We start from the raw sequence: 20,389 nt of genomic DNA on the forward strand, positions 1-20,389 counted from the left end.
AATTATTTTAAAGGATAATTTTTTTTCAAAAGATATTTGTTAATAATTATCGCTAGTAATAAAATAATAATACATCCAAAAATAATTGGATTAATTAAATAATCGTATGATGCGCTCCCAATAATTACCATTATAGGATTTCCACCTGCTGGAGGATGAACAATATTTAATAGTATCATAAAAAAAATTCCTAAACCTACCGCAGCAGCAATATTAATATAAATTGGTAATGGCACAAAATGTACAAAAACTACTCCAACTAAAGCTGTTACTAAGTGACCAAAAAAAACATTTTTAGGTTGAGCAAATGGACTCTCAGGAAAGCCAAATAACAAAACCATCGAAGATCCAAAAGATCCTGCAATAAAAAAACCAAGTGTGCTTTTGTATGTAAGAACTGTTAAAACGCCAATTGTAAACGCCGAAAAAAATCCAGCAATTATTGCTTTTTGTAAAATAGGTTTAGTAATTTTTATCATTTAAATTTTTAAAGCTTTTGCAATAGTTCTTAATGGTAATAATAAACATTCTTTTCTAGAAATATTTTTTTTATCAAATATTTCTATAAAATCTTTCCAATTTTTTTCTATTGTTACTTTTACATCATCAAATAATTGTTCTCCAGTTACAATAAAAGCTTTAATTTCCTCTATTTTTTTTTCTTTAATTTTTCTAGATAGCAAACTGACTGAAGCCTGACAATAAACACAAGATTTACATTGATAAGCCATATCTTTTACAATCTCATCTTTTATAACTAAGCTTATTTCCATTTCGTCACCACACAGTGGATTTTTGTGTTTAGATTTATGTGTATAATTCTCAAGAACTTTATGATTTTCCGTGTGTGAGGCAATTTCTAAAATTCTTAAGTCCATTTAATTTCTTTAATTCAAGTTTGAATGTTTTATATTTTGATTAATGGACCATAACAAGATTTTAGGCACAGTGCTAGCAGGCGGAAAGTCACAAAGATTTGGTGAAGATAAATCACAAGCAAATCTAGCTAATAAACTATTAATTGATTACATGTTGTCAGAAATAATTGATCAATTTAACGAAATTTTAATTGTTTCAAACAATTCAATTAAATTCAATGAATCTGAAAATATCACAATAATTGAAGATTATAAAAAAGGACTTGGTCCTTTAGGTGGAGTTTTATCCGCAATGAAATGGAATAAAATAAATAAAAAGAATTATCAATGGATTGCTACCTTTCCTGTTGATACTCCTTTTTTTAAAAAAGAAATATTAAAAGATTTTATTCAGAAAATTAATTTAGATGAAAGTGATCTTTTTTTTATCAAATCAAATGATAAACGTCATAATATATTTGGTTTATGGTCAGTTACGCTTTTAGAAAAGTTAGAAAAAGATTTGGACAAAGGAGAAAGAAAGGTAGAATTGTGGGCAAATAATGTTGGTGTAAAAATTATTAATATGAAATTTTCAAATAGAGATCCATTCTTTAATATTAATACAAAAGAGGATTTAGAAAAAGCTAGAGAATTATTAAAAAATGATTAGTTACGATCGCGCAAAAAAAATTTTAAAAAAAGCAATTATCAATATTAAAGATGAAAAAATTAAGAGTATAAATTCATTAAATAGAGCTGTATCTAAAAATATCTATTCACCAATTAATTATCCATCTGGAGATAATGCTGCTTTTGATGGTTATGCAATTAACTCAAGTCATACTAGGAATATCAAAAAAAATTTACCACAAAAATTTAAGATTATAGGGTTGATAGCAGCAGGTAACAAACCATTTAAAAAAAAAATTAATAAATTTGATTCTGTTGAGATAATGACTGGAGGTATTATTCCTAAAGGCTTTGATACCATTTTACCTATTGAACAAATTGTGTTTTTTCCAAACAAAAAGAATAAAAAATATATTTTGATTAATAAAAAATTGAAAAAGCATAATCACGTAAGATTTGTAGGATCTGATTATAAAAAAAAAGAAATAATTTTAAAAAAAAATACTATTATTCAGCCTAACCATATTCTGGCTCTTAAAACTCTAGGTGTCAAAAATATCATAGTAAAAAAAAAGATTAATATTCTTTTTTTCTCTACTGGAAATGAAATTTCTAATAATGACAATATACCAAATTGGAAAGTTAGAAATTCAAATAGACATTATATTAAAAATTTAAGTGATAATTTTTTATTTAATTTTAAAAATGGAGGTATTTTAAAAGACAACCATGAACAAAAATTTAAGTCGAAAATTAGAACAATGTTAACTTCTAAAGTTGATATTATCATCACATCAGGTGCTGTTTCTGCAGGTAAATTTGACTTTGTTCCAAATGCAATTCAAAGCTTTAATTTATCTGATTATTTTAAAGGTGTAGCAATTAGACCTGGAAAACCTATTTTGTTTGCTAAGATAAAAGGTAAACAAAAAGCAATTTTTGGATTACCTGGAAATCCAATGTCATCTGCTGCTTGTTTTAGATTTTTTGTACATCCTTATTTAGAAAACATATTAGGTGCTAATAGTGAAAATCCTATTAAAGCCATTTTGAAAAACGATTTCTCAAAGAAAAAAGAATTTACTAGATTTGCCAAGAGTAAGTTGAACACAACTAAAAATGGAAAAATAGAAGTTGAAATTCTTAAAGGACAAGAGTCTTTTAGGATAAAGTCATTTGTAAAATCTAATATTTGGGCATTATTACCTTCGGGTAAATCAAAGTTCAAAAAGGGTGAGATTGTTGATTGTTTCTTTCCCAATCAATCTAATAGCACTTTCTTATAACCCATGTCATTTTTGTTGTAGTTAAATCTATTTACAATTAAATATCCAAATATGTTTCAACTTAAAAATCCTAAAATAGCTGTTCCAGTTGTTTTGTTTGCTGGTCTCATATGGTCGTTTGGACCATTAGTGGTAAGATACATGAATGAGCCTCACTTAATTCCATGGCAGTACATCTTTGGAAGAGGTCTTACAATATTTATTCTTTTGAATTTATATTTATTTTTTGAAGAGGGTAAAAATTTTTACAAAAATTATTTGAGGATGGGTTTATCCGGACTTATAGGAGGATCTGGCTTAGGAATTGCAATGATTTCTTTCATGTTTTCTATAACAAACACAAGTGCAGCAATAACATTATTATGTCTTGCTGCTATGCCATTTTTTACTGCATTACTTGCTTTCTTATTTTTAAAAGAAAAAATTTCTCTAAATGTTTGGATATCAATTATCATTGCAACTATTGGTATAGGTATAATGGCCGTAGGTAATAATACCGAAACTTCTTTTGTAGGTTTTGTTTTTGGTATCACATCTTCATTAGGCTTTGCTGTATTTTCTGTAAGTTTAAGATGGCGTAAAGAAACACCTAAATTTACAACAACTGCATTTGCAGGTTTTTTTTGTTTCACTTTTGCAACAATAGTAATTTTAAGCCAAGATTTAGTTTTCTTTGCTTCAAGTTATAACAGTTCTCTATTTTCTCTCCATGGAACTCTAGTTTGTTTAGGCCTAATTTTATACTCTATTGGATCTAAAGCTATTCCAGCAGCAGAGCTAACTTTGTTATCTTTGACAGAAGTCATAGGAGGAATTTTTTGGGTTTGGCTACCTTTATTTGGAATTAATGAGATACCAACAACCAATACTATTATTGGTGGTTTTTTTCTTTTTATATCTCTTACATATTACAGTTTAGTAATGAGATGGAATAAAAGATATATTGGATTAAACTAGTTTCATGGAAAGACCAGATTTTTTTACACTAAAAAATGGAGAAAAGGTAAAACTTCCTTTTTCAAAATCAGAATATGATCGTAGGGTAAATAATTTAAGAACAGTAATGGATCAAAATAACTTGGATATGGTTATTTTAACTTCAATGCATAACATTGCTTATTATACAGGGTTTATTTATTGTTCATTTGGAAGGCCTTATGGTTGTGTGGTCACTAAAAATAAGATTTCAACAATTTCAGCAAATATTGATGCAAGTCAACCTTGGAGAAGATCGCATTGTGATAACGTGATTTATACGGATTGGAAAAGAGACAACTTTTTAAAAGCTATAGTTTCAATTATTGGAAGGGATGATCCTCCAAAAAATATTGGCCTTGAAAATGATCATGTCACATTAGACACGAGGGAAAAAATAGGATCTATTTTTGCTTTTTCAGTTTTTAGGGATGTTTCAAAAGACTTGATGCAACTCAGAATGATTAAATCTGATGAAGAAATTAAAGTGATTAAAAATGGAGCAAGAATTGCTGATCTAGGTGGTGAAGAAATTGTTAAGAATATAAAAGAAGGAAATACAGAAATTGAAATTGCTATAGCTGGACGTGATTGTATGGAGCGAGAAATTGTAAAAACTTATCCTGACGCTGAATATATGGATACTTGGGTTTGGTTTCAGTCAGGTATAAATACAGATGGTGCCCATAATCCAAAAACTAATAGACAATTGATCAAAGGAGACATCTTATCACTAAATACTTTTCCAATGATTTCTGGTTATTATACTGCACTAGAGAGAACATTATTTTTAGATCATGCTGATGATGAAAGCCTTAAAGCATGGGAGGCAAATGTTAAAGTTCATAAACGTGGATTAGAGTTGATTAAACCAGGTGTAAAATGTTCTGACATTTGTCATGAATTAAATGATTTATTTGCTGAACTTGGTTACTTACAATATCGAACATTTGGATATGGTCACTCTTTCGGTGTGCTATCTCATTTTTATGGAAGGGAAGCCGGATTAGAGCTTAGAGAGGATATTGATACTGTACTTGAAGAAAATATGGTGGTCTCAATGGAGCCAATGATTATGATCCCTGAAGGAAACCCTGGGGCAGGAGGATATAGAGAGCATGATATATTAGTGATTGGTAAAGATAGCACTAAGAATATTACAAAATTTCCTTTCGGCCCAGAGCATAATATTATAAAAATTTAATCCTAATGAGTGATACTAAAACTATTGTTAACAGCTGGAATGAATGGGATCCTTTAAAACATGTAATTGTTGGTAGAGCTGATGGTACATGTATACCAGCTCCTGAACCAGCACTTGATGCTAAAGTTCCTGAGGATAGCGACATGAGAGGTCAATTTGGTCCAAGAACCAAAGATACAGTTGATAAAGCTAATCAATTATTAGATGATTTTTCAAATATACTTATTCAAAGAGGAGTAAAGGTAGATCGTCCCACTCCAATTGATTTTAATCAAAAAACATCAACACCAGATTGGGAAGCTGAGACGATGTTTGGATGTATGCCACCAAGAGATGTTTTACTAACAGTAGGAAATGAAATATTAGAGGCAACAATGAGTTATCGTTGTAGATGGTTTGAATATCTTTGTTACCGACCTTTGCTACAAGAATATTATAACCAAGACCCAAATATGAGACATGAGTCTGCACCAAAACCAAGGTTAACAGATAAAGATTATAGAAAAGATTATTTGTCGGATAAAATTGGTATTCAAAAAAGATTAGAATGGACGGAAGATAAATTTTTTGTAACTACTGAAGAAGAACCATTATTTGATGCAGCAGATGTACTTAGATTTGGTAAAGATCTTGTTATTCAGCATGGTTTTACAACGAATTTAAAAGGAATTGATTGGTTAAAAAGACATTATAAAGATCATAGAGTTCATGCTGTTAATTTTCCAGGTGATCCTTACCCAATTCATATCGATGCAACTTTTACTCCAATTAAAGAAGGATTAATTATAAACAACCCTCAAAGAAGATTACCAAAAGACCAAAGAAAATTATTTGAAGATAACGGGTGGGAAATTGTTGATAGTGCACAACCTGCTCATAATGAACCACCACCTTTATGCTATTCATCGACATGGCTATCAATGAATGTATTAGTTTTGGATCCTAAAACAGTGTGTGTTGAAAAAAGTGAAGTATATCAACAAGAGCAATTAGATAAATTAGGCATGGAGGTTATTCCAGTAGACTTAAGAGATGCTTATGCATTTGGTGGAGGACTTCATTGCTGTACAGCAGATGTTTATAGAGAAGGCACTTTAAAAGATTATTTTCCAAAACAATAATATGGCTAAAATTAAAACAAAAAGAGAGCGGGTAAAATTCGCTTCAGATAATGTAGCTGGCGCATGTCCTGAAGTTCTTGATGCAATTATTAAAGCAAATGATGGCGATAGTACACCATACGGAAATGACCAAATTTCCACTGAATTACAAGACAAGTTTTCAGAAATTTTTGAAAAAGAAGTAATCGTTTTCCCAACAGCATCAGGTACCGCAGCCAATGCTTTGGCACTGTCAACGATGACCCCATCATTTGGAAATATTTATTGTCATAAACTATCTCATATTAATACAGATGAATGTGGTGCTCCTGAGTTTTATACAGGGGGTGGAAAACTAGTCGCATTACAAGGAATTAATGGAAAAATAACTGATAAAGAATTAGATGAAGCGATTGGTGGAAAAGGAATTGTTCATCACACTCAACCTTCATCAGTTAGCATTACGCAAGTTTGTGAAACTGGAGAGGTTTATCAATTAGGTGAAATTAAAAAAATTTCAGATGTTGCTCATAAACACAATCTTAATATACACATGGATGGAGCGAGGTTTGCTAATGCTTTAGTTTCTCTAGATGTAACACCAGCTGAGATGACGTGGAAATCAGGTATTGATGTATTGTCATTTGGAGCAACTAAAAATGGTTGTCTTGCAGCTGAAGCAATCATATTTTTTAAAAAAGAATTAGTTGGAAATATTGCATTTTTAATGAAAAGAGCAGGGCACTTGTTGTCAAAAATGCGTTTTGTTTCAGCTCAATTAGATGCTTATATTTCAAATGATGTTTGGCTTAGAAATGCAAAACATGCAAATAAGATGGGAAAAAAATTAAGTGAAGGATTGGCTCATCATTCTGATATTAAACTTTCATACCCAACAGAGGCTAACGAAGTTTTTGCAAAATTTCCAAGAAATATGATCGAACATTTAAATTCAGAGGGTTATAAAATGAATGAAGAAGAGTTAGACGGTAAATCTGTACGATTAGTTGCTGCTTGGAACACTCAAGAAGAAGACGTTGATAGCTTGCTAGAGACTTTAAAAAATTCTAACTAGGATTTTGTTTTAAAAATTCAATGTATTTTACGACTTCCTCAAACTTTTCGTCAGGAATATCTTTATAACTAGTATTAAAATGATCTTTCACACATATAGCAACATGTGCATATGAGTTTCTGCCTTTAGGATGGTTTGGGTGATCAGGTAGTTGGCCTACCAAATAATCGCCAGCTTCCTGTATCATTTTCCACAGTTTACTTGCGTTTTCTTTATTCATACCACTTCAAAACTTGATTTATCTCAATCTGGTCTAGTTGTGGGACTAGTTTATATTCAATTTACTTCTTTCACAATCTCTATCAATAGTTTGCCAGTCTCCTTCTTCAAAAGGTATATTCATATCGTCTAAAACTCTTTTAAGCTTCACTAATCTGTCTGCACGTCCATTTATACTCTTTAGGTAAATACAAAACCATTTGAATGCAGATTTGCCTAAACCGTTTTTATCAATATGAATCCAATTCTCAAAGTCCATACATTGAGTGGTGTTATAAGTATACTCATCATAACTTATCTTTTTTCCATCATCACTTAATGAATCAGACCAACTACAAATTTGATTTTTCCCCTCATCGATAACTCGATAAGCTTCATAATGATCAGAAAGATTTATTGAATTAAAATCCAATTCTAGTTGTTTCATTGTTTATGTGTTGCTGAAGTTTTATCGTTAAAGAACTTTAACAATTTTAAATTTAATCAATAAAAGTGGCAAGATTTAGATATATTTATCTTTTTGAAGTAAGAGAAATTAATTTAAGTCTGTTTCATTAATAACACCATTTTTACTAAATATTTCCCTAATCTTATCTTGATATTCAAAACCTCTATATTTTCTTGCTAGCGCAACAAGATCAAAAGAAGAGATTGCTGAAACAGGTGCTTTTATCTCTTTGCTCATATATGTACAGTTTTTTTCTATATTTGATTTTTTATTAATAGTACTAGCTACGTATAAAACAAAATCTAACTCAAGAGATTTGTAATTAAATTTATATTCAAGCTCTTTATAGTTTATTGCATAGCTATTTATCATCTTTAGCCTGTCGTCATTAGGTAAAGAATAATTCTTTATAGCCTTAGCATCTACTAAAGAGCATTTGTCCATGTCTTTATTTACTATAAAAATATCAGAATATGCTCCTCCACCTTCTTCGTTTCTTTTAATTTGACCTGTATGATGAGAATAAAAACCCCAATAGTTTTGGAAAATTTTCTGAATATCCTTCTCAAATCTCAAGCTATATTTCAATCCTTGTTTCGATATTTCAATGAATTCAACAAAAATGTCCTCAAAGTTTTTTTGAATTATAGGTTCAATAACCTCATTTATTTTATCTTTTTCAAAACCATATTTTTGATACAAATTTTGATAAAATGTTTCATCTAATGAATTTAAAGATGGATTTTCATATGTCTTATTATCAAAAAAATATTGCTTTATGATTTTTTCTTCATCAGGAATTTCACCCTTTATTGATTTAATTTTTTCAATAGTTCTAGTGTCTTTAAGCTTGTTATATTTTCCAAAATTTCTTTGAAACTGCTCATCGTTATCAAATTGTATAAATTTATTCTTATTTTTTAAATGATGGTGAAAAATATTTAAATATTCTTGATTTAATCTTAGTGTTTTTTTATTATCAACTTTTCTACCTTCAATTACTAAGTTAGTAGCCTGAAGGTAATTACCAAATGTATTTGCATTATCCTTGTGATTTTTTATCAGTTTACTTATACCCTGATCTTTTGTCTTAACTGAGGTCATGTAATGATAATATGGGGTCAGTATCTTTTTTAAACCTGCGATTACATCTGTAAAATTTCTTAATTCTTTTATTTTATCAATACAAATATCTTTGCAGTTAAAATTGTGTCCTAAAACTGTAATGATAATTATTTCATAGTCTGTTAAATATTTAATTTCAGGATCTTCGAGTATATTTAATATTAATAAAAATGGCTTAATTTTTATATCTGGATTTAATCTGCAATTTTTTCCTCTTGAATAAGTAGATGGATACTGAAGATTTAATAAATTATTTTGAATTACCTTTTTGGCTTCTGATCCTTCTAAAATAGTTTCTCCAGAAATTGTTAAATAGTAATTTTTATCTTTTTTAAATACTAGCCCTAGCTTCTCCAATTGATTTAAATAAGTTCTTGCTCCACCTGAATTTTTATCTCTTTGATCTCCAGGTCTTTTAATAAGATATTCTTCAAGTAATTTTGTAAATTTCTTTTGATTTTGTATGTTACCTTCCCAATCTTCAGATAAATTTTTTTCAATTAAACAAAGAATTCTTGCTATCTTATGAGAGTCTATACGTCTTATATTTCTTGGTATCATCCAAGAATGTCTAAAATTTTTGTTATGTTTAACTAACATTTAATTAACTAATCGATACTAGGGTACTTTACTCCAGCAAATGTTTTTAATATAGCTTCAAAAACTATCTTTGCACCAAGTACTGGAACTGCCATACCAATTTGCTTTCTAACACTCTCTTTTGATCCTTCAAAAACAAAGCTATCAGGAAAAGTTTGTAATCGAGCTCTTTCTCTATTTGTTAATGCTCTGTTTTCTTTCCAGTGATACACGTGAGTACCTCCACCACCACTACCTGTAACAGTATATGATGGTTTATTGGGATCTAATCTTTTGTAGATTTGACTGATCTTAGCTCCCTTTACGTTCAACTGTAAATGTTTGGGTATAATAGAATTAAAGGCACTCATTCCAGGTTTGATATATTTCAATCTTTCAATAACTTGTTTTGAATTGTTAGTAAGCTCATTGTTAAAGGCGTTTTTTGGGATGTTACTTAGAGCTTCTTTTGAAGTTATTGTTTTGAATGTAGGTTTAGGTACTTTAAATTTAAGTTTTAATTCTTTTTTAATCCCAACAATAATTATTCTATGTCGTGCTTGGGGTATTCCATATTCTTCAAATTTATACTTATGAACAGTTAAATCATAACCTTTACCTGCTTCTTCTAAGTCTTTTAAAATCTTGGTAAAACTTTTACCTTCATTGGAACTTTTAATTCCTCCAACATTTTCTGCCACAAACCATTTAGGGTGGTATCTATTAATTAACTCAACACCATATGAGTATAGAGGGCCAAACTTTCCCTTAAATCCTAATTGTTCACCAACATTACTAAAATCATTACAAGGAAAACCATAAGCAAAGCAATCAAACCTAGGTAAAATAATTTTCTTTTTATCGACTAAATTAAAGAAATTTTCTATTTTTTCACAATAAACATCTCTGGATTTAATATTTCTTTTATAAGTGTTGCAAGAATCTTGGTCATAATCGGTTGCCCAAGCATGTTCAATGGAACTATCCTTTATTTTGCTTATACTTGCGCCATAACCCATGCCGCCAGGGCCACTAAAGAATTCAGCTAATTTAAATTTAGTCATTATAAGATTATATCAGAGATTACTTATTATGATTTATAATAATTAGACTTTATTATTATATAATTTTATATTTCTTTAAAATTTTCTTTTCAACCTTGTCTAGTTTATAAAATGTAAATTTAATCTTAGGATTAATTTTTTTTCTTAAATAAACTAAATCCTTAAGATTTGTTCCATAAATCTTACCTTTAACTTCTCTAGCATAATTTTTACGAAGTATTTCATGTATTTTTTCAACTTCGGTGATACTTTTTTTACTAAATTTACTAAAATAATCTATTTCTTTATCAGTAGTTTTATAAATAGAACTTTTATCTAAAAGGTAATTCTTAATATCAATTTTTGGGCTGAACCAACCATATTTTTTAAGTTTATTTTGAATATATTCATCTTGTTTATTATTAGGTTTAAGCCAACCATATTCTATACTTTTTTGCAAAAAACCCATTCTAAATTTTATTTCTCTTAAATCTTTTAAAAGATTTGTAACTAATATAATTGCCTCCATTTCTTTTCCATGAGGGGCTTTATTTTCTTTTTTATTTGATATGAATAAATCTGATGATACATAGAGTTTTTTACTATTATTATAGTCAGAATTTATTAGCTCTAAAAGATGTGAAGTTATTTTCCAATCATGTTTATAAGTTTTTTCTTTTTTATATTTTTTAATTTGACTAATATTTGGTACATAATATCTGATTGCCCAAAAGAAAAATTTTAATTTTTTACTTAGTCTACTTTTCTTTAATAATTGAGGGTATAATATTTTAAAACTGTCATCAATTTCTGAATGTTTAAAAACGTATTTTCTTTTTAAGAGATCTCCACCTATAAACCAAAAACCATTGCAATCATTATTAAAATTATTTTTAATTAAATGTTTGGATATTTTTTCATCATAGAAAGGGTAATATAATTTTTTTTTTTTCATCTATTTATAATTTGTTTTAAACTTTAAAAGCTTACAAAAACTATTCATTAATTTCATCTCTTTTATAGAGTTGGCTGATGCAAGAAGTAGGCTTTCATTAAATATAATAATAGCAACACATTCAGCTCTTGATATTGCTACATTCAATCTATTCCTGCTGAAGAAAAAATCTTTATGTCTTGGTAAGCTTTCAACATCAGATGTGGTCATAGATATTAGGACTACTTTTGCTTCTTGCCCTTGAAATAGGTCAATAGTTCCAACTCTGACATCATCTTTAAATTTCTTTTTAAGTCTCTCTCTAATATTATTTGCCTGAGCATTATAAGGAGCAACAACCATAATATCTTTTGCTGATATCTTGCCTTTAGTTTTGCCAGATTTAAATTCTTTACCAATTATCTTGTTATATGTTTTTTCTACCAAATCTGCTTCTTCATCTGATCTTTGAGAGCAACCACTGTGGTCTATTGGAACATAAAACAAACCTTCATCTTTAATTGGGTCCAATTTTAAATTAACTGATCTAGTTTCAGTTATGGGATCAGGAGATAATCTAGAGTCGTAAAAGCTTGTTGATATGTAGTTACAAATTTTATTATTAAGTCTTCTAGTGATATTTAAAAAAACACCCTTATCAGCAGGAATAGTATCGTTATCTTCTAATATAAAATCTAATGAACTTAACTTTGCATATCCCTCATGTTTAGCTCTCATTGGTTGAGAGAGTTGCATTTGATCTCCAATTAGAACTAAATTCTTTGCTGCAGTTGCATTTGCAATTGTTGTGCCTAATGCCACTTGTCCAGCTTCATCAATGAATAAATAATCCAAACTTTTGTTCATTCTAGGATCAACAAAAAACCAAGACGTTCCTGCATAAAGAGAATAATCACTAAAGTTAAGAGGTTTACCTGTTGTTATATCTTGTATGAATTTCCAATCATATTTATCTGAACTTCTGGCTTTTCTCATTCCATTAAAATCAAAATTTTGCTCCACAGCCTGCTTTTCAATTGCAATAAGTAATGTCTTAATCGCTTCATGTGAGTTACTAGTGACACCAACTTTTTTTCCAGCCTTCATTAATTCAATAATAATATTTGCTGAAGAATATGTTTTACCTGTTCCAGGGGGACCTTGGATAGTTAGGTATGAATTATTTAAATTTTTAACAATTTCAGCAGATTGAGAAATTAGTTTTTCATCTTCATTAATTAATTTTGACCCTGATTTAATATCTTTGATATCTGGACATTTACGTTCAAGCATATCCATTATTGATTTATAATTTTTTCCATCGTTTAAAATATAGTCCTCTAAAAATTTATTAAGTGCTTGATCATGTTGATGAACTTGTGGTGGAGTAGTGTTTCCCAATGTTAATAAACTGGGCATTTCTAGATTCTTTCTTCTTTTTGATACAAAAACTTCAACTACATTTTTATCAGGGAAATTTTCTTCAATAGATAGTATCGTACCAACAGCTTTAATCTGATGGGCATCAAACGCTGTTTTACCTTCTTTTAGTTTATAATTTTGGTCATTAAACCTATAAGAATATATTGAACCCTCATTGGTAATTTCTGGCTCATCATCAATTAAAACACAGTTTGCAATGCATTCCGTATCATCCTCAAGCTCCAGATGCGTTTTTTCTGCTCTATCAAAAACTTCCCAAAATTCAGGTTTATTACTTTTCCAATGAAACCCTATGAAATTTTTTAATTGTTCAACAAAATCCTTATTAGTTTTATTTTTCTTCTTTTCTAATTTAATATTAAGATCTAGCTCTACCTCTTCTCTTGAGAGCTTATTTGGAGTTTTACGTCTATACGGATTGGGTTCTTTATCCTCTTTTTTAATCTCTTCTTTTTTTGCAAACCAATCAATACTATCAGGTTTGTTCTTAACTAGAAATTCTCTAAGCTCATAAGTAGATATACAATCTTCTTCATTGTAACTTATTATATCTTTTTTATTTTTAGCATTTTTGGTTGTTATCCAATTGTCGTATTTAACAACACTATCATCAGCTTTAACAATATCTGCTTTTCTTTTAAAATTGTAAAATTTTTCGATAGACTTAAGAGACATATCTCTTTCAGAAGTGCGAATACTTTGGCTAACAATACTAAATAAATCTACATACTTTTCTCTTCTCAGCAAATCATCATTAACCACATCACCTTTTGGAAATTCTGCTGAATATGCGGCTGCTAATTCTCTAACAGCCCTCTTTTCATAAGGTGCATAATGATAAATGTGTCCATTGGGATGTTTTTGAAAATGTTTTTCAAAAAAATTTATAAGTTCAATGAATATATCTTTTTCACTTTGTTTATCGTAATTTTTAGCCCAAAGATCTCTAAACTTTAATTTACCTTTTTCTTTATAGTAAAGCCCATGAAGATACTCAAAAGGACGGTCCATTCTTGGAAAACCTTCAATATCAAAGAAAACATCACCCTCATCAGGTTTAGGAAGTTTATAAAAACCTTTACCATAATCAGGGTCTAAGATTATAATTTTATCCTCTCCAGTTTTTCTCTTCTCCTCTTGAAGTTTTGCTTGAGATTTTATTTTTTTAAAACTATCAGCATTAATTTTAAGATCTGTTGCAACTAGTTTTGTATTAGATAACTGTTCAACAGTTCTTACTTTATTTTTTTTTAGTTTTTCTATTTGAGATTTATTTGATCCTGCAACTAGGTTAATATAATTATCATTTTGCCAAATTTGATCACAAACATCTTTCCAATCACATAAATTGCAATAAGAGCATTTTTCAGGGTAAATTTTTTCTTTAGAAATTTTTGGTAAAAGTTTAATAAACTCTTTTTTTCCATGATTAAATAGATCGATGTATTCTATTGTTTTAAAAGAATGTTTCTCATCTGAACCATCTATAAGATACATTTTTTCTGGTAATAACTTCTGTACTTTACCGAGCATGTCGGAGTAAGCAGTAATTTGGGTTATATGTCTTGGTCTAATGTTTCTAGTAATTTTTGTGTCATATACCTCATAGCTATAATCTCCTAGATCTGAAAGAGTGTTTGTTTTAATTAAAAAATCAGCTTCGCCTCTAAAATTTTCATCAATTAAGTAAGCATGATAAATAAAATCATAGCCTTTTTGCATGGCAGCCACTGTTTCATTAAACCTTGTTTGCTCATCTTTCGCTGACTTAATTTCAATACTTTTTTTGTATTTAGTTTTTAAAATCTTATGATGCTTTTTTTCATGCTCAATACCCATCTCTTTCCAGAGTTTATCATTAACTCGATCAGTGTTTTTTGTAATTTCTTTATTAAGAAATTTAATCTCATTTTTGATAGTGTATTTACAAGCTACGAAGTTGTTTAAATCACTTGGTGATATAAAAAATTTATCTTTTATTATTTTCATTTAATTCATTAAATTATCTTATTACCTTTTTCCATATTCTCTTTTGCCCACATTGGTTGCAGATTAGTATAGTGGCATAATTTATACTTATCTTCTATAGTTTTAACTGAACTTAAAGGAATTCTATGATCTACATGCCAACCATAAAATGTATGATTTTTCCAAGTCATCTTTTCATTAGTTGTAGGGTGAGAGTAAAATTGTTTCTCTAAATATTTTTTTAAAAAAGCTGGAGTACATCCAACCATTTTAAATGTTGGGTTTGTTTTTTTTATATTTTTAGCCTTGTAAAAATGACGAAGACGAGTTCGCATATTTTCTTCAAGTTTAAAAAGTGGGTCATTTTTTCTTCTCTTACTTTTATTATCTTTTTTCCACTTTTTACCTTTATCTGATTGATAATATTCTTTTTGAAATTCTTTTTTTTTCCTTAAGTATGTTTCTGATTGTGCGTAGAGTTTTCTACCGTATTCACGTTGATGTTCTTTATATTTTTCTGAACTAATACGCTTTTTTATATTCTCTTTACCTTTGTCTGACTTTCTGTATTTTTGACCTGCCTTTTTGGCCTTGCCTGATTTTTGATATTTTTTATTGTACTCATCATTATATTTTTTGTAGCCCACCTTACTACATTCTTTAGAACAATATTTATGACTTACTCTGATCCTGGGGTTTATAACGTTTTTAATTGGAGTGAATTCTTTACTGCACTGAGAGCAAATCATAATCCAAGATTAGCAGAATCTTAACTTTGAGTCTATTTGCTTTAATTAGTGATCATGTAACTAACAAATAACATTAACTCAAAGATTATTATTGTTTCTAGTATCGACATATAATTTTATAAAACAATATGGATGTGTTCAGTTTGTGTTCAAACTAAGAACTATGGATACCAAAAGTTTTCATTTAGTTTTAATTAACTCCATCATATAACAAGTTTCCTCTTTAGATAAACTTTCTGTACGGCAACCAACATAATCTTTACCTTTTTTTAGTACATAAGCAGTTCTGATACCTCTTGTTTCTTGAAGTACCAATTTATAACCTTGGTTTATAAAATAACTCATATTACGTTTAGCATATAGTTGATTAGTATTATCAATCTTAAAATCTTTAAGAGAGGATGTTGCAGAATAAGCATTCCCACTCAACAATAAACCCAGAAACACAATCCCTAAAAGTTTTTTCATATAATTTTATTATCTTTTAAAATTTGCATTTGTTTTTCATCAAATGCAAAGTCAAATTTAATACTCGGATCAACGTTTTCTTTAATATATTTAATATCATCTAAATCATCAGAATTAGACGGATCATAAGCGGCTGTATTCCAGTCTGGATTCTTTAACCCTTGCTGTATCCAGTCATCATCCTCATTCATAAATATATCTGAAGGAGACATCATATTCAGAGCTATATAAATATTCTCTACGTTATCTAATTTATTGATAAATTTAACTATGATTTTGGGATCATATAATAAAATATCATCAACTAAATTTAACTGTTTTTTGGAATATTTAATTATTTCACTATAAAAGCTATTATCTTTTCTTATCTTATATTCTTGATTATCTTTTAAATCTTTAATTTGAGACTCATAAGGAATGGTGTAGTTAATTTTCCATAAAAATTCTTTGATAGATTTTGTCTCATTAATAAACTTTAAAATATCATTATCCCAACAGTAATCTTGGTCGTCCCAGTAAGAAACATTCTCTCTAACCCATAAATCTCCTCCATCATATTCAAATAAATTAGTTTTAAGATCTTTATTTATTAACTTTGGTGAGATCATAATCAAAGACTAACAAATCTTTAACCATGAGTCTAACTGCTAGTATGGGGTATTTAATTTTTTTTATCATTCATAAATAAAACAATATTGGAGCAGATTTTAAACAAACAGTATTGATTAAAATAGAATCATGCATTGGATTTCATTCCTTTTCTCACGTTTACGGATATTTTCATTATCTTCCTTGTTACGTAAACCTCTTGATAAGAAGAGGAGTGGAACCATCACAAACTACAAAATATTAACCATAAAAAAATCAATCAATAATAGGAGTTCCAATATATGGAAATAGACCGTGTTTGTAAGTACTGTCACGTTAGTGCTTACGTTGCTTATGATAATTGCGATCCCGTCTACAAAAAAACATTCAAATTCGAAATAAGCCCAGGTTCACATAACAGCTTAGTTTGGGAAAAAATAATTAAAATCTTTACAAACAATGGATTTAAAGTGGAGCTCAAATCATGAGACGCTTTTTTATCTTTATTTCCTTACATTTATTTCTTTTTTTACTAGTAATTGTATATCAAGCACAAGCTCAAACTCACATTCAGGAAGAAGAGTGGAGAATAGAAAAATTAGACTCAATGTCTTATGCTAGAGTTTCAGGTGAAGTAATCCATGGAGATAACTTAAACTTTTTTATTCAATCTGGACATGATTGTGAAAAAGTATGGAATAACTTTACATTTGTAACTTACAAAGATCCTGGAGATATCAAACAACTTTTAAACAAGCATATTCCAATTTCAATTAATGGTGAAGAATTAACGGCAGAAGTTGAGAGCATATCACCTTTTTTAAGTATGGGTTGGCGAGTTCTATTTACTATCGGTGTTTATCCCATCAAAGAATATATTAACCATTTAAATAATTTCTATACTGAAGAAAAAAAATTTGAAATCAAAATTATTGATGGCATAGGTTTTAAAGCAGATAAATATTTTGATATTCCGGTTAATAGCTGGAAATTAGATAAATTAGTTCCATCTGTTTTAGAAGCTTACAAGCTATGCAAACAAATAAATGATTTGGATAGTTAGTTATGATTAGAATTATTCTATTATTTATAATGCTAATACCTAGTATTTTGCACGCAGATGAAGGTTTAAACCTTTCTTGTAAAAATATGTTATCAGCCTTTGGTAAAAATTATGAACCTCTAAACTTTAAACTTGAAGTAACAGGGTTTCATTATTTTGATAAAGATCATAACAAATTTAAGGTAATCGCAGCCAAGGATTTAGAGTACGGCGAAGATAGATTTACTGCTAAATTTCCAGAATATGAATTAGGCTTTCAGAGGATAGTTTTTGCAGGAGATGCAAAACCCACAATCACGATGTCTAAATATGATCATATAAACAATAAATTTATTGATCACTATGAATGTGAAGTTGTAAAAGCTTATATAGACTAAATAACACCGATTTGATTTATCTCAATCTGGTCTAGTTACAGGACTAGTTTGTTAGTTAAATTGATGAGTCTGTATGTGATTTATTTTTAATGAAAGCTAAATGGCCCGCATAACTAGTGTTAGCTAGTGTGAGCTAGTGTGAGGTAGTGTGTACCTCTAACTCCCCAAATAATGGCCAGCTTCCTGAATTAAAACCCAGAGTTTACGGCGATTATCTTCATTCATTTACTACAAAACCTTGAAACATCTCAAAAGTCTCTAGTCGTATCTCTAGTTTAGCACCTATTAATATCGTTTTCATAAACTTATATTAATATTCATCAAGATCTCTTTTTCTTGCATTCTTTAACCACTTTGGAGGACCCGAAACATAGTCATCAGTTAAAAAACAAGTGTTCCCTTCATATTTAAATTTTTTATTAGTTAATTTCCAATCGTCTCTCTTTAGACAGGCCCATTCAAATGGATCATAGGGTGTATTTGATGTAGGTGTAAAATAAACACTATCTATAAGATCAGGACAATCACTTATTTCATGGTCATAATAATCGTCATTTTTTTTATCTAAGACATTGTTACTATTGGAGTTCATAAGATCGTTATTTTCTCCCTTTATGTGTCCATTTTCGACATTAGGTGAACATTTAAATACAGCTCCCATTGAATGAGCAATCTCATGTAAAAATAATGTTGGCATTCTTTTTTTTTCAACTTTTTTACCTTTAACTTTTTTCCATATATTTACATACGGATATCCTGCTGAAAATGCATATGTATTAGAATTTATATCAGAAAAATTAACATAAATTTTTTTAGGATTATTAAAACCATTTAATTTTAAAAAATTACTCCAATAATTATATTTACTTAGTTTGCATTTACCGGACCAATCACCTCCCGTTTTTCTTTTCATGTTTTTTTCTGAGCAATCAAACCTAACAAAAGTGACATCTAATTTTCCATCTTTAGTCATATCAAATTTAAATTTTTGACCTATTCCAGATTTGCTTGATTTCTTTGTAATACTATAAATTCCTTCATTGACATGTTTAACAATTTTTTCCAATTCACCATTTATATCCATTTCGTTATCTTTTGAATCTGATGCTAAGCCATAGATGATGTGTACTTGAAAATCATTACTAACATCTGGTCTATCAGCTAAAGATCTGCCTGGTTTATCATCTTCAGGGTTAGAGTATTTTAATTGGTCCTGTTCGGTATAACTAAGATCAACTGTTTCTTTTTGTAGTGAATTTTTTTTTGTAAAATCCCACACAATCTTGTCATTGATTGCAAATAGGAAACAATCATTTTGTGTAGATTTCTTTGCATTTTTCATACATTTTTTGTAAGCTTTTTCATGGGCAGCATCATTTATTTCTTTTGAAAAACTTGTTCCATCTCCCCAACTACCTCCATTTCCAATAGATAAATAATAAATTAAATTTTGTTTCTTTTTTTGTGCTTTTTTTAATTTTTTTTTATAACTTTCCTCTAACTTACTATTCTCAATCATACCTGATCCAGGAGTTTTTATTTCAGCAAATGAGTATGAATAAATAAATAAGGTTAGTATAATTAAATAAAATTTTCTCATAATAAAGTATTATCAAAAATTTATAAAATTGACCAATTGATTTATCTCAAAAGTCTCTAGTCATATCTCTAGTTTGTTACTTAAATTGATGAGTCCTTAAGTAATTTTTTTATGGAAACCATCTATAAACTGCAACAATAACATTATCTCCTGGATTATTCCATTTATCCCCAGTACAAGGTAATTGATGACACACACTGACACTTATTCTAAAAAAACCTGTGTCTCCACCAGCGTTTAATAAAACATAACCTAGGTCTCGTTCATTGCCCCAACCACCTTCTCTAACTCCCTCATCACCAAATGCTGGCCAGTTTGCTCCATAAGGATTTCTAAACTGTCCCTCTAAAGCTGATTGAATTGCCATAACAGTGGTACCAGCAGGATTTCCTCCTGCACTTATTTCAGCACTTATTTCTGAACACGAAACTTCACCGTTCATAATAATATCAATTCCTAGCTGACATTTTTGAGCTTCGGCAGCTATCCACTTTAATACACTTTTTTGATTTGCTTTTGCAGTAGCAATTTTAGCACTACTCGTATACCCACTATAAGCTGTAACACCTACTGCAGCTAGAATACCGATGATTGCTACAACAACCAAGAGTTCTATTAGCGTAAAACCTTTCTGTCTCATTTTCCAAAGTTTACT

21 protein-coding genes are annotated in these 20,389 nt (G+C 29.2%); 8 read left to right on the forward strand and 13 right to left on the reverse strand.

All coding sequences use genetic code 11. The features are described from left to right. Positions 1-2: 2 nt before the first annotated feature. Entirely contained in the window at positions 3-479 is a 477-nt protein-coding gene (locus tag F754_RS0101395) for an HPP family protein (protein WP_023648131.1), read from the reverse strand. Continuing rightward, on the reverse strand, positions 480-878 hold the full coding sequence (locus F754_RS0101400; RefSeq protein ID WP_023648132.1) for an iron-sulfur cluster assembly scaffold protein: 399 nt from the start codon (positions 876-878) through the stop codon (positions 480-482). Between the two features lie 43 nt (positions 879-921). Here F754_RS0101400 and F754_RS0101405 point away from each other — a divergent pair, with 43 nt between their 5' ends. Genes F754_RS0101405 through F754_RS0101430 form a run of 6 tightly spaced genes read left to right on the forward strand, consistent with a single transcriptional unit; the run spans position 922 to position 7,130 of the window. Further along, positions 922-1,530: a molybdenum cofactor guanylyltransferase gene (locus F754_RS0101405; RefSeq protein WP_023648133.1), complete on the forward strand. Its 609-nt coding sequence runs from the start codon at positions 922-924 to the stop codon at positions 1,528-1,530. Further along, positions 1,523-2,776, forward strand: coding sequence for a molybdopterin molybdotransferase MoeA (locus F754_RS0101410; RefSeq protein WP_023648134.1), 1,254 nt, complete (start codon positions 1,523-1,525; stop codon positions 2,774-2,776). The genes F754_RS0101405 and F754_RS0101410 overlap by 8 nt, the downstream gene beginning before the upstream one ends. A 51-nt stretch (positions 2,777-2,827) precedes the next feature. Further along, positions 2,828-3,733, forward strand: coding sequence for a DMT family transporter (locus F754_RS0101415; protein ID WP_023648135.1), 906 nt, complete (start codon positions 2,828-2,830; stop codon positions 3,731-3,733). 4 nt (positions 3,734-3,737) lie between these two features. Next, the gene (locus F754_RS0101420; protein WP_023648136.1) at positions 3,738-4,955 is read left to right on the forward strand and encodes an aminopeptidase P family protein; all 1,218 of its coding nucleotides are present in this window, start codon (positions 3,738-3,740) and stop codon (positions 4,953-4,955) included. Positions 4,956-4,960: 5 nt separating this feature from the next. Next, entirely contained in the window at positions 4,961-6,076 is a 1,116-nt protein-coding gene (locus F754_RS0101425) for a serine/threonine protein kinase (RefSeq protein ID WP_023648137.1), read from the forward strand. Position 6,077: 1 nt separating this feature from the next. Further along, the gene (locus F754_RS0101430) at positions 6,078-7,130 is read left to right on the forward strand and encodes a low specificity L-threonine aldolase (protein WP_023648138.1); all 1,053 of its coding nucleotides are present in this window, start codon (positions 6,078-6,080) and stop codon (positions 7,128-7,130) included. Here F754_RS0101430 and F754_RS0101435 read toward each other — a convergent pair. The 9 genes from F754_RS0101435 to F754_RS0101480 all read right to left on the reverse strand — a co-directional run bounded on the left by F754_RS0101435 (position 7,123) and on the right by F754_RS0101480 (position 16,714). Continuing rightward, on the reverse strand, positions 7,123-7,350 hold the full coding sequence (locus tag F754_RS0101435; RefSeq protein ID WP_023648139.1) for a hypothetical protein: 228 nt from the start codon (positions 7,348-7,350) through the stop codon (positions 7,123-7,125). The two genes, F754_RS0101430 and F754_RS0101435, sit on opposite strands and share 8 nt — an antisense overlap. Positions 7,351-7,395: 45 nt before the next feature. Further along, positions 7,396-7,776 carry a hypothetical protein gene (locus tag F754_RS0101440; protein WP_023648140.1) on the reverse strand — a complete coding sequence of 127 codons (381 nt, stop codon included), beginning with the start codon at positions 7,774-7,776 and terminating at the stop codon, positions 7,396-7,398. Between the two features lie 108 nt (positions 7,777-7,884). After that, positions 7,885-9,522 (reverse strand): hypothetical protein, encoded by a 1,638-nt coding sequence (locus tag F754_RS0101445; RefSeq protein WP_023648141.1) that lies wholly within the window; start codon positions 9,520-9,522, stop codon positions 7,885-7,887. Positions 9,523-9,530: 8 nt separating this feature from the next. Beyond that, a complete protein-coding gene (gene dcm / locus F754_RS0101450; RefSeq protein ID WP_027303414.1) occupies positions 9,531-10,565 on the reverse strand; it encodes a DNA (cytosine-5-)-methyltransferase in 1,035 nt (344 codons plus the stop codon). Between the two features lie 55 nt (positions 10,566-10,620). After that, positions 10,621-11,499 carry a hypothetical protein gene (locus tag F754_RS0101455; protein WP_023648142.1) on the reverse strand — a complete coding sequence of 293 codons (879 nt, stop codon included), beginning with the start codon at positions 11,497-11,499 and terminating at the stop codon, positions 10,621-10,623. Then, complete coding sequence (locus F754_RS0101460) at positions 11,500-14,910, reverse strand: TM0106 family RecB-like putative nuclease (RefSeq protein WP_023648143.1); 3,411 nt, start codon at positions 14,908-14,910, stop codon at positions 11,500-11,502. An 8-nt stretch (positions 14,911-14,918) separates the two neighbouring features. Then, a complete protein-coding gene (locus tag F754_RS0101465) occupies positions 14,919-15,638 on the reverse strand; it encodes a hypothetical protein (RefSeq protein WP_196228282.1) in 720 nt (239 codons plus the stop codon). Between the two features lie 180 nt (positions 15,639-15,818). Continuing rightward, positions 15,819-16,106, reverse strand: coding sequence for a hypothetical protein (locus tag F754_RS0101475; protein WP_023648145.1), 288 nt, complete (start codon positions 16,104-16,106; stop codon positions 15,819-15,821). Next, the gene (locus tag F754_RS0101480) at positions 16,103-16,714 is read right to left on the reverse strand and encodes a hypothetical protein (protein ID WP_023648146.1); all 612 of its coding nucleotides are present in this window, start codon (positions 16,712-16,714) and stop codon (positions 16,103-16,105) included. The genes F754_RS0101475 and F754_RS0101480 overlap by 4 nt, the downstream gene beginning before the upstream one ends. Before the next feature lie 464 nt (positions 16,715-17,178). Between F754_RS0101480 and F754_RS0101490 the strand changes: the two genes are divergently transcribed. Both F754_RS0101490 and F754_RS0101495 read left to right on the forward strand, forming a co-directional pair. Further along, entirely contained in the window at positions 17,179-17,757 is a 579-nt protein-coding gene (locus F754_RS0101490; protein WP_023648147.1) for a hypothetical protein, read from the forward strand. A gap of 2 nt (positions 17,758-17,759) precedes the next feature. Beyond that, positions 17,760-18,134 carry a hypothetical protein gene (locus F754_RS0101495; protein ID WP_023648148.1) on the forward strand — a complete coding sequence of 125 codons (375 nt, stop codon included), beginning with the start codon at positions 17,760-17,762 and terminating at the stop codon, positions 18,132-18,134. Positions 18,135-18,444: 310 nt separating this feature from the next. Here F754_RS0101495 and F754_RS0101505 read toward each other — a convergent pair whose 3' ends face one another. Both F754_RS0101505 and F754_RS07680 read right to left on the reverse strand, forming a co-directional pair. Beyond that, a complete protein-coding gene (locus F754_RS0101505; RefSeq protein ID WP_023648149.1) occupies positions 18,445-19,734 on the reverse strand; it encodes a hypothetical protein in 1,290 nt (429 codons plus the stop codon). Positions 19,735-19,843: 109 nt separating this feature from the next. Beyond that, positions 19,844-20,374, reverse strand: coding sequence for a prepilin-type N-terminal cleavage/methylation domain-containing protein (locus F754_RS07680; RefSeq protein ID WP_082254677.1), 531 nt, complete (start codon positions 20,372-20,374; stop codon positions 19,844-19,846). Positions 20,375-20,389 lie beyond the last annotated feature (15 nt).

The sequence above is a fragment of the Candidatus Pelagibacter ubique HTCC8051 genome, assembly GCF_000472605.1.
In the GTDB taxonomy this organism is placed as follows: domain Bacteria; phylum Pseudomonadota; class Alphaproteobacteria; order Pelagibacterales; family Pelagibacteraceae; genus Pelagibacter; species Pelagibacter communis_B.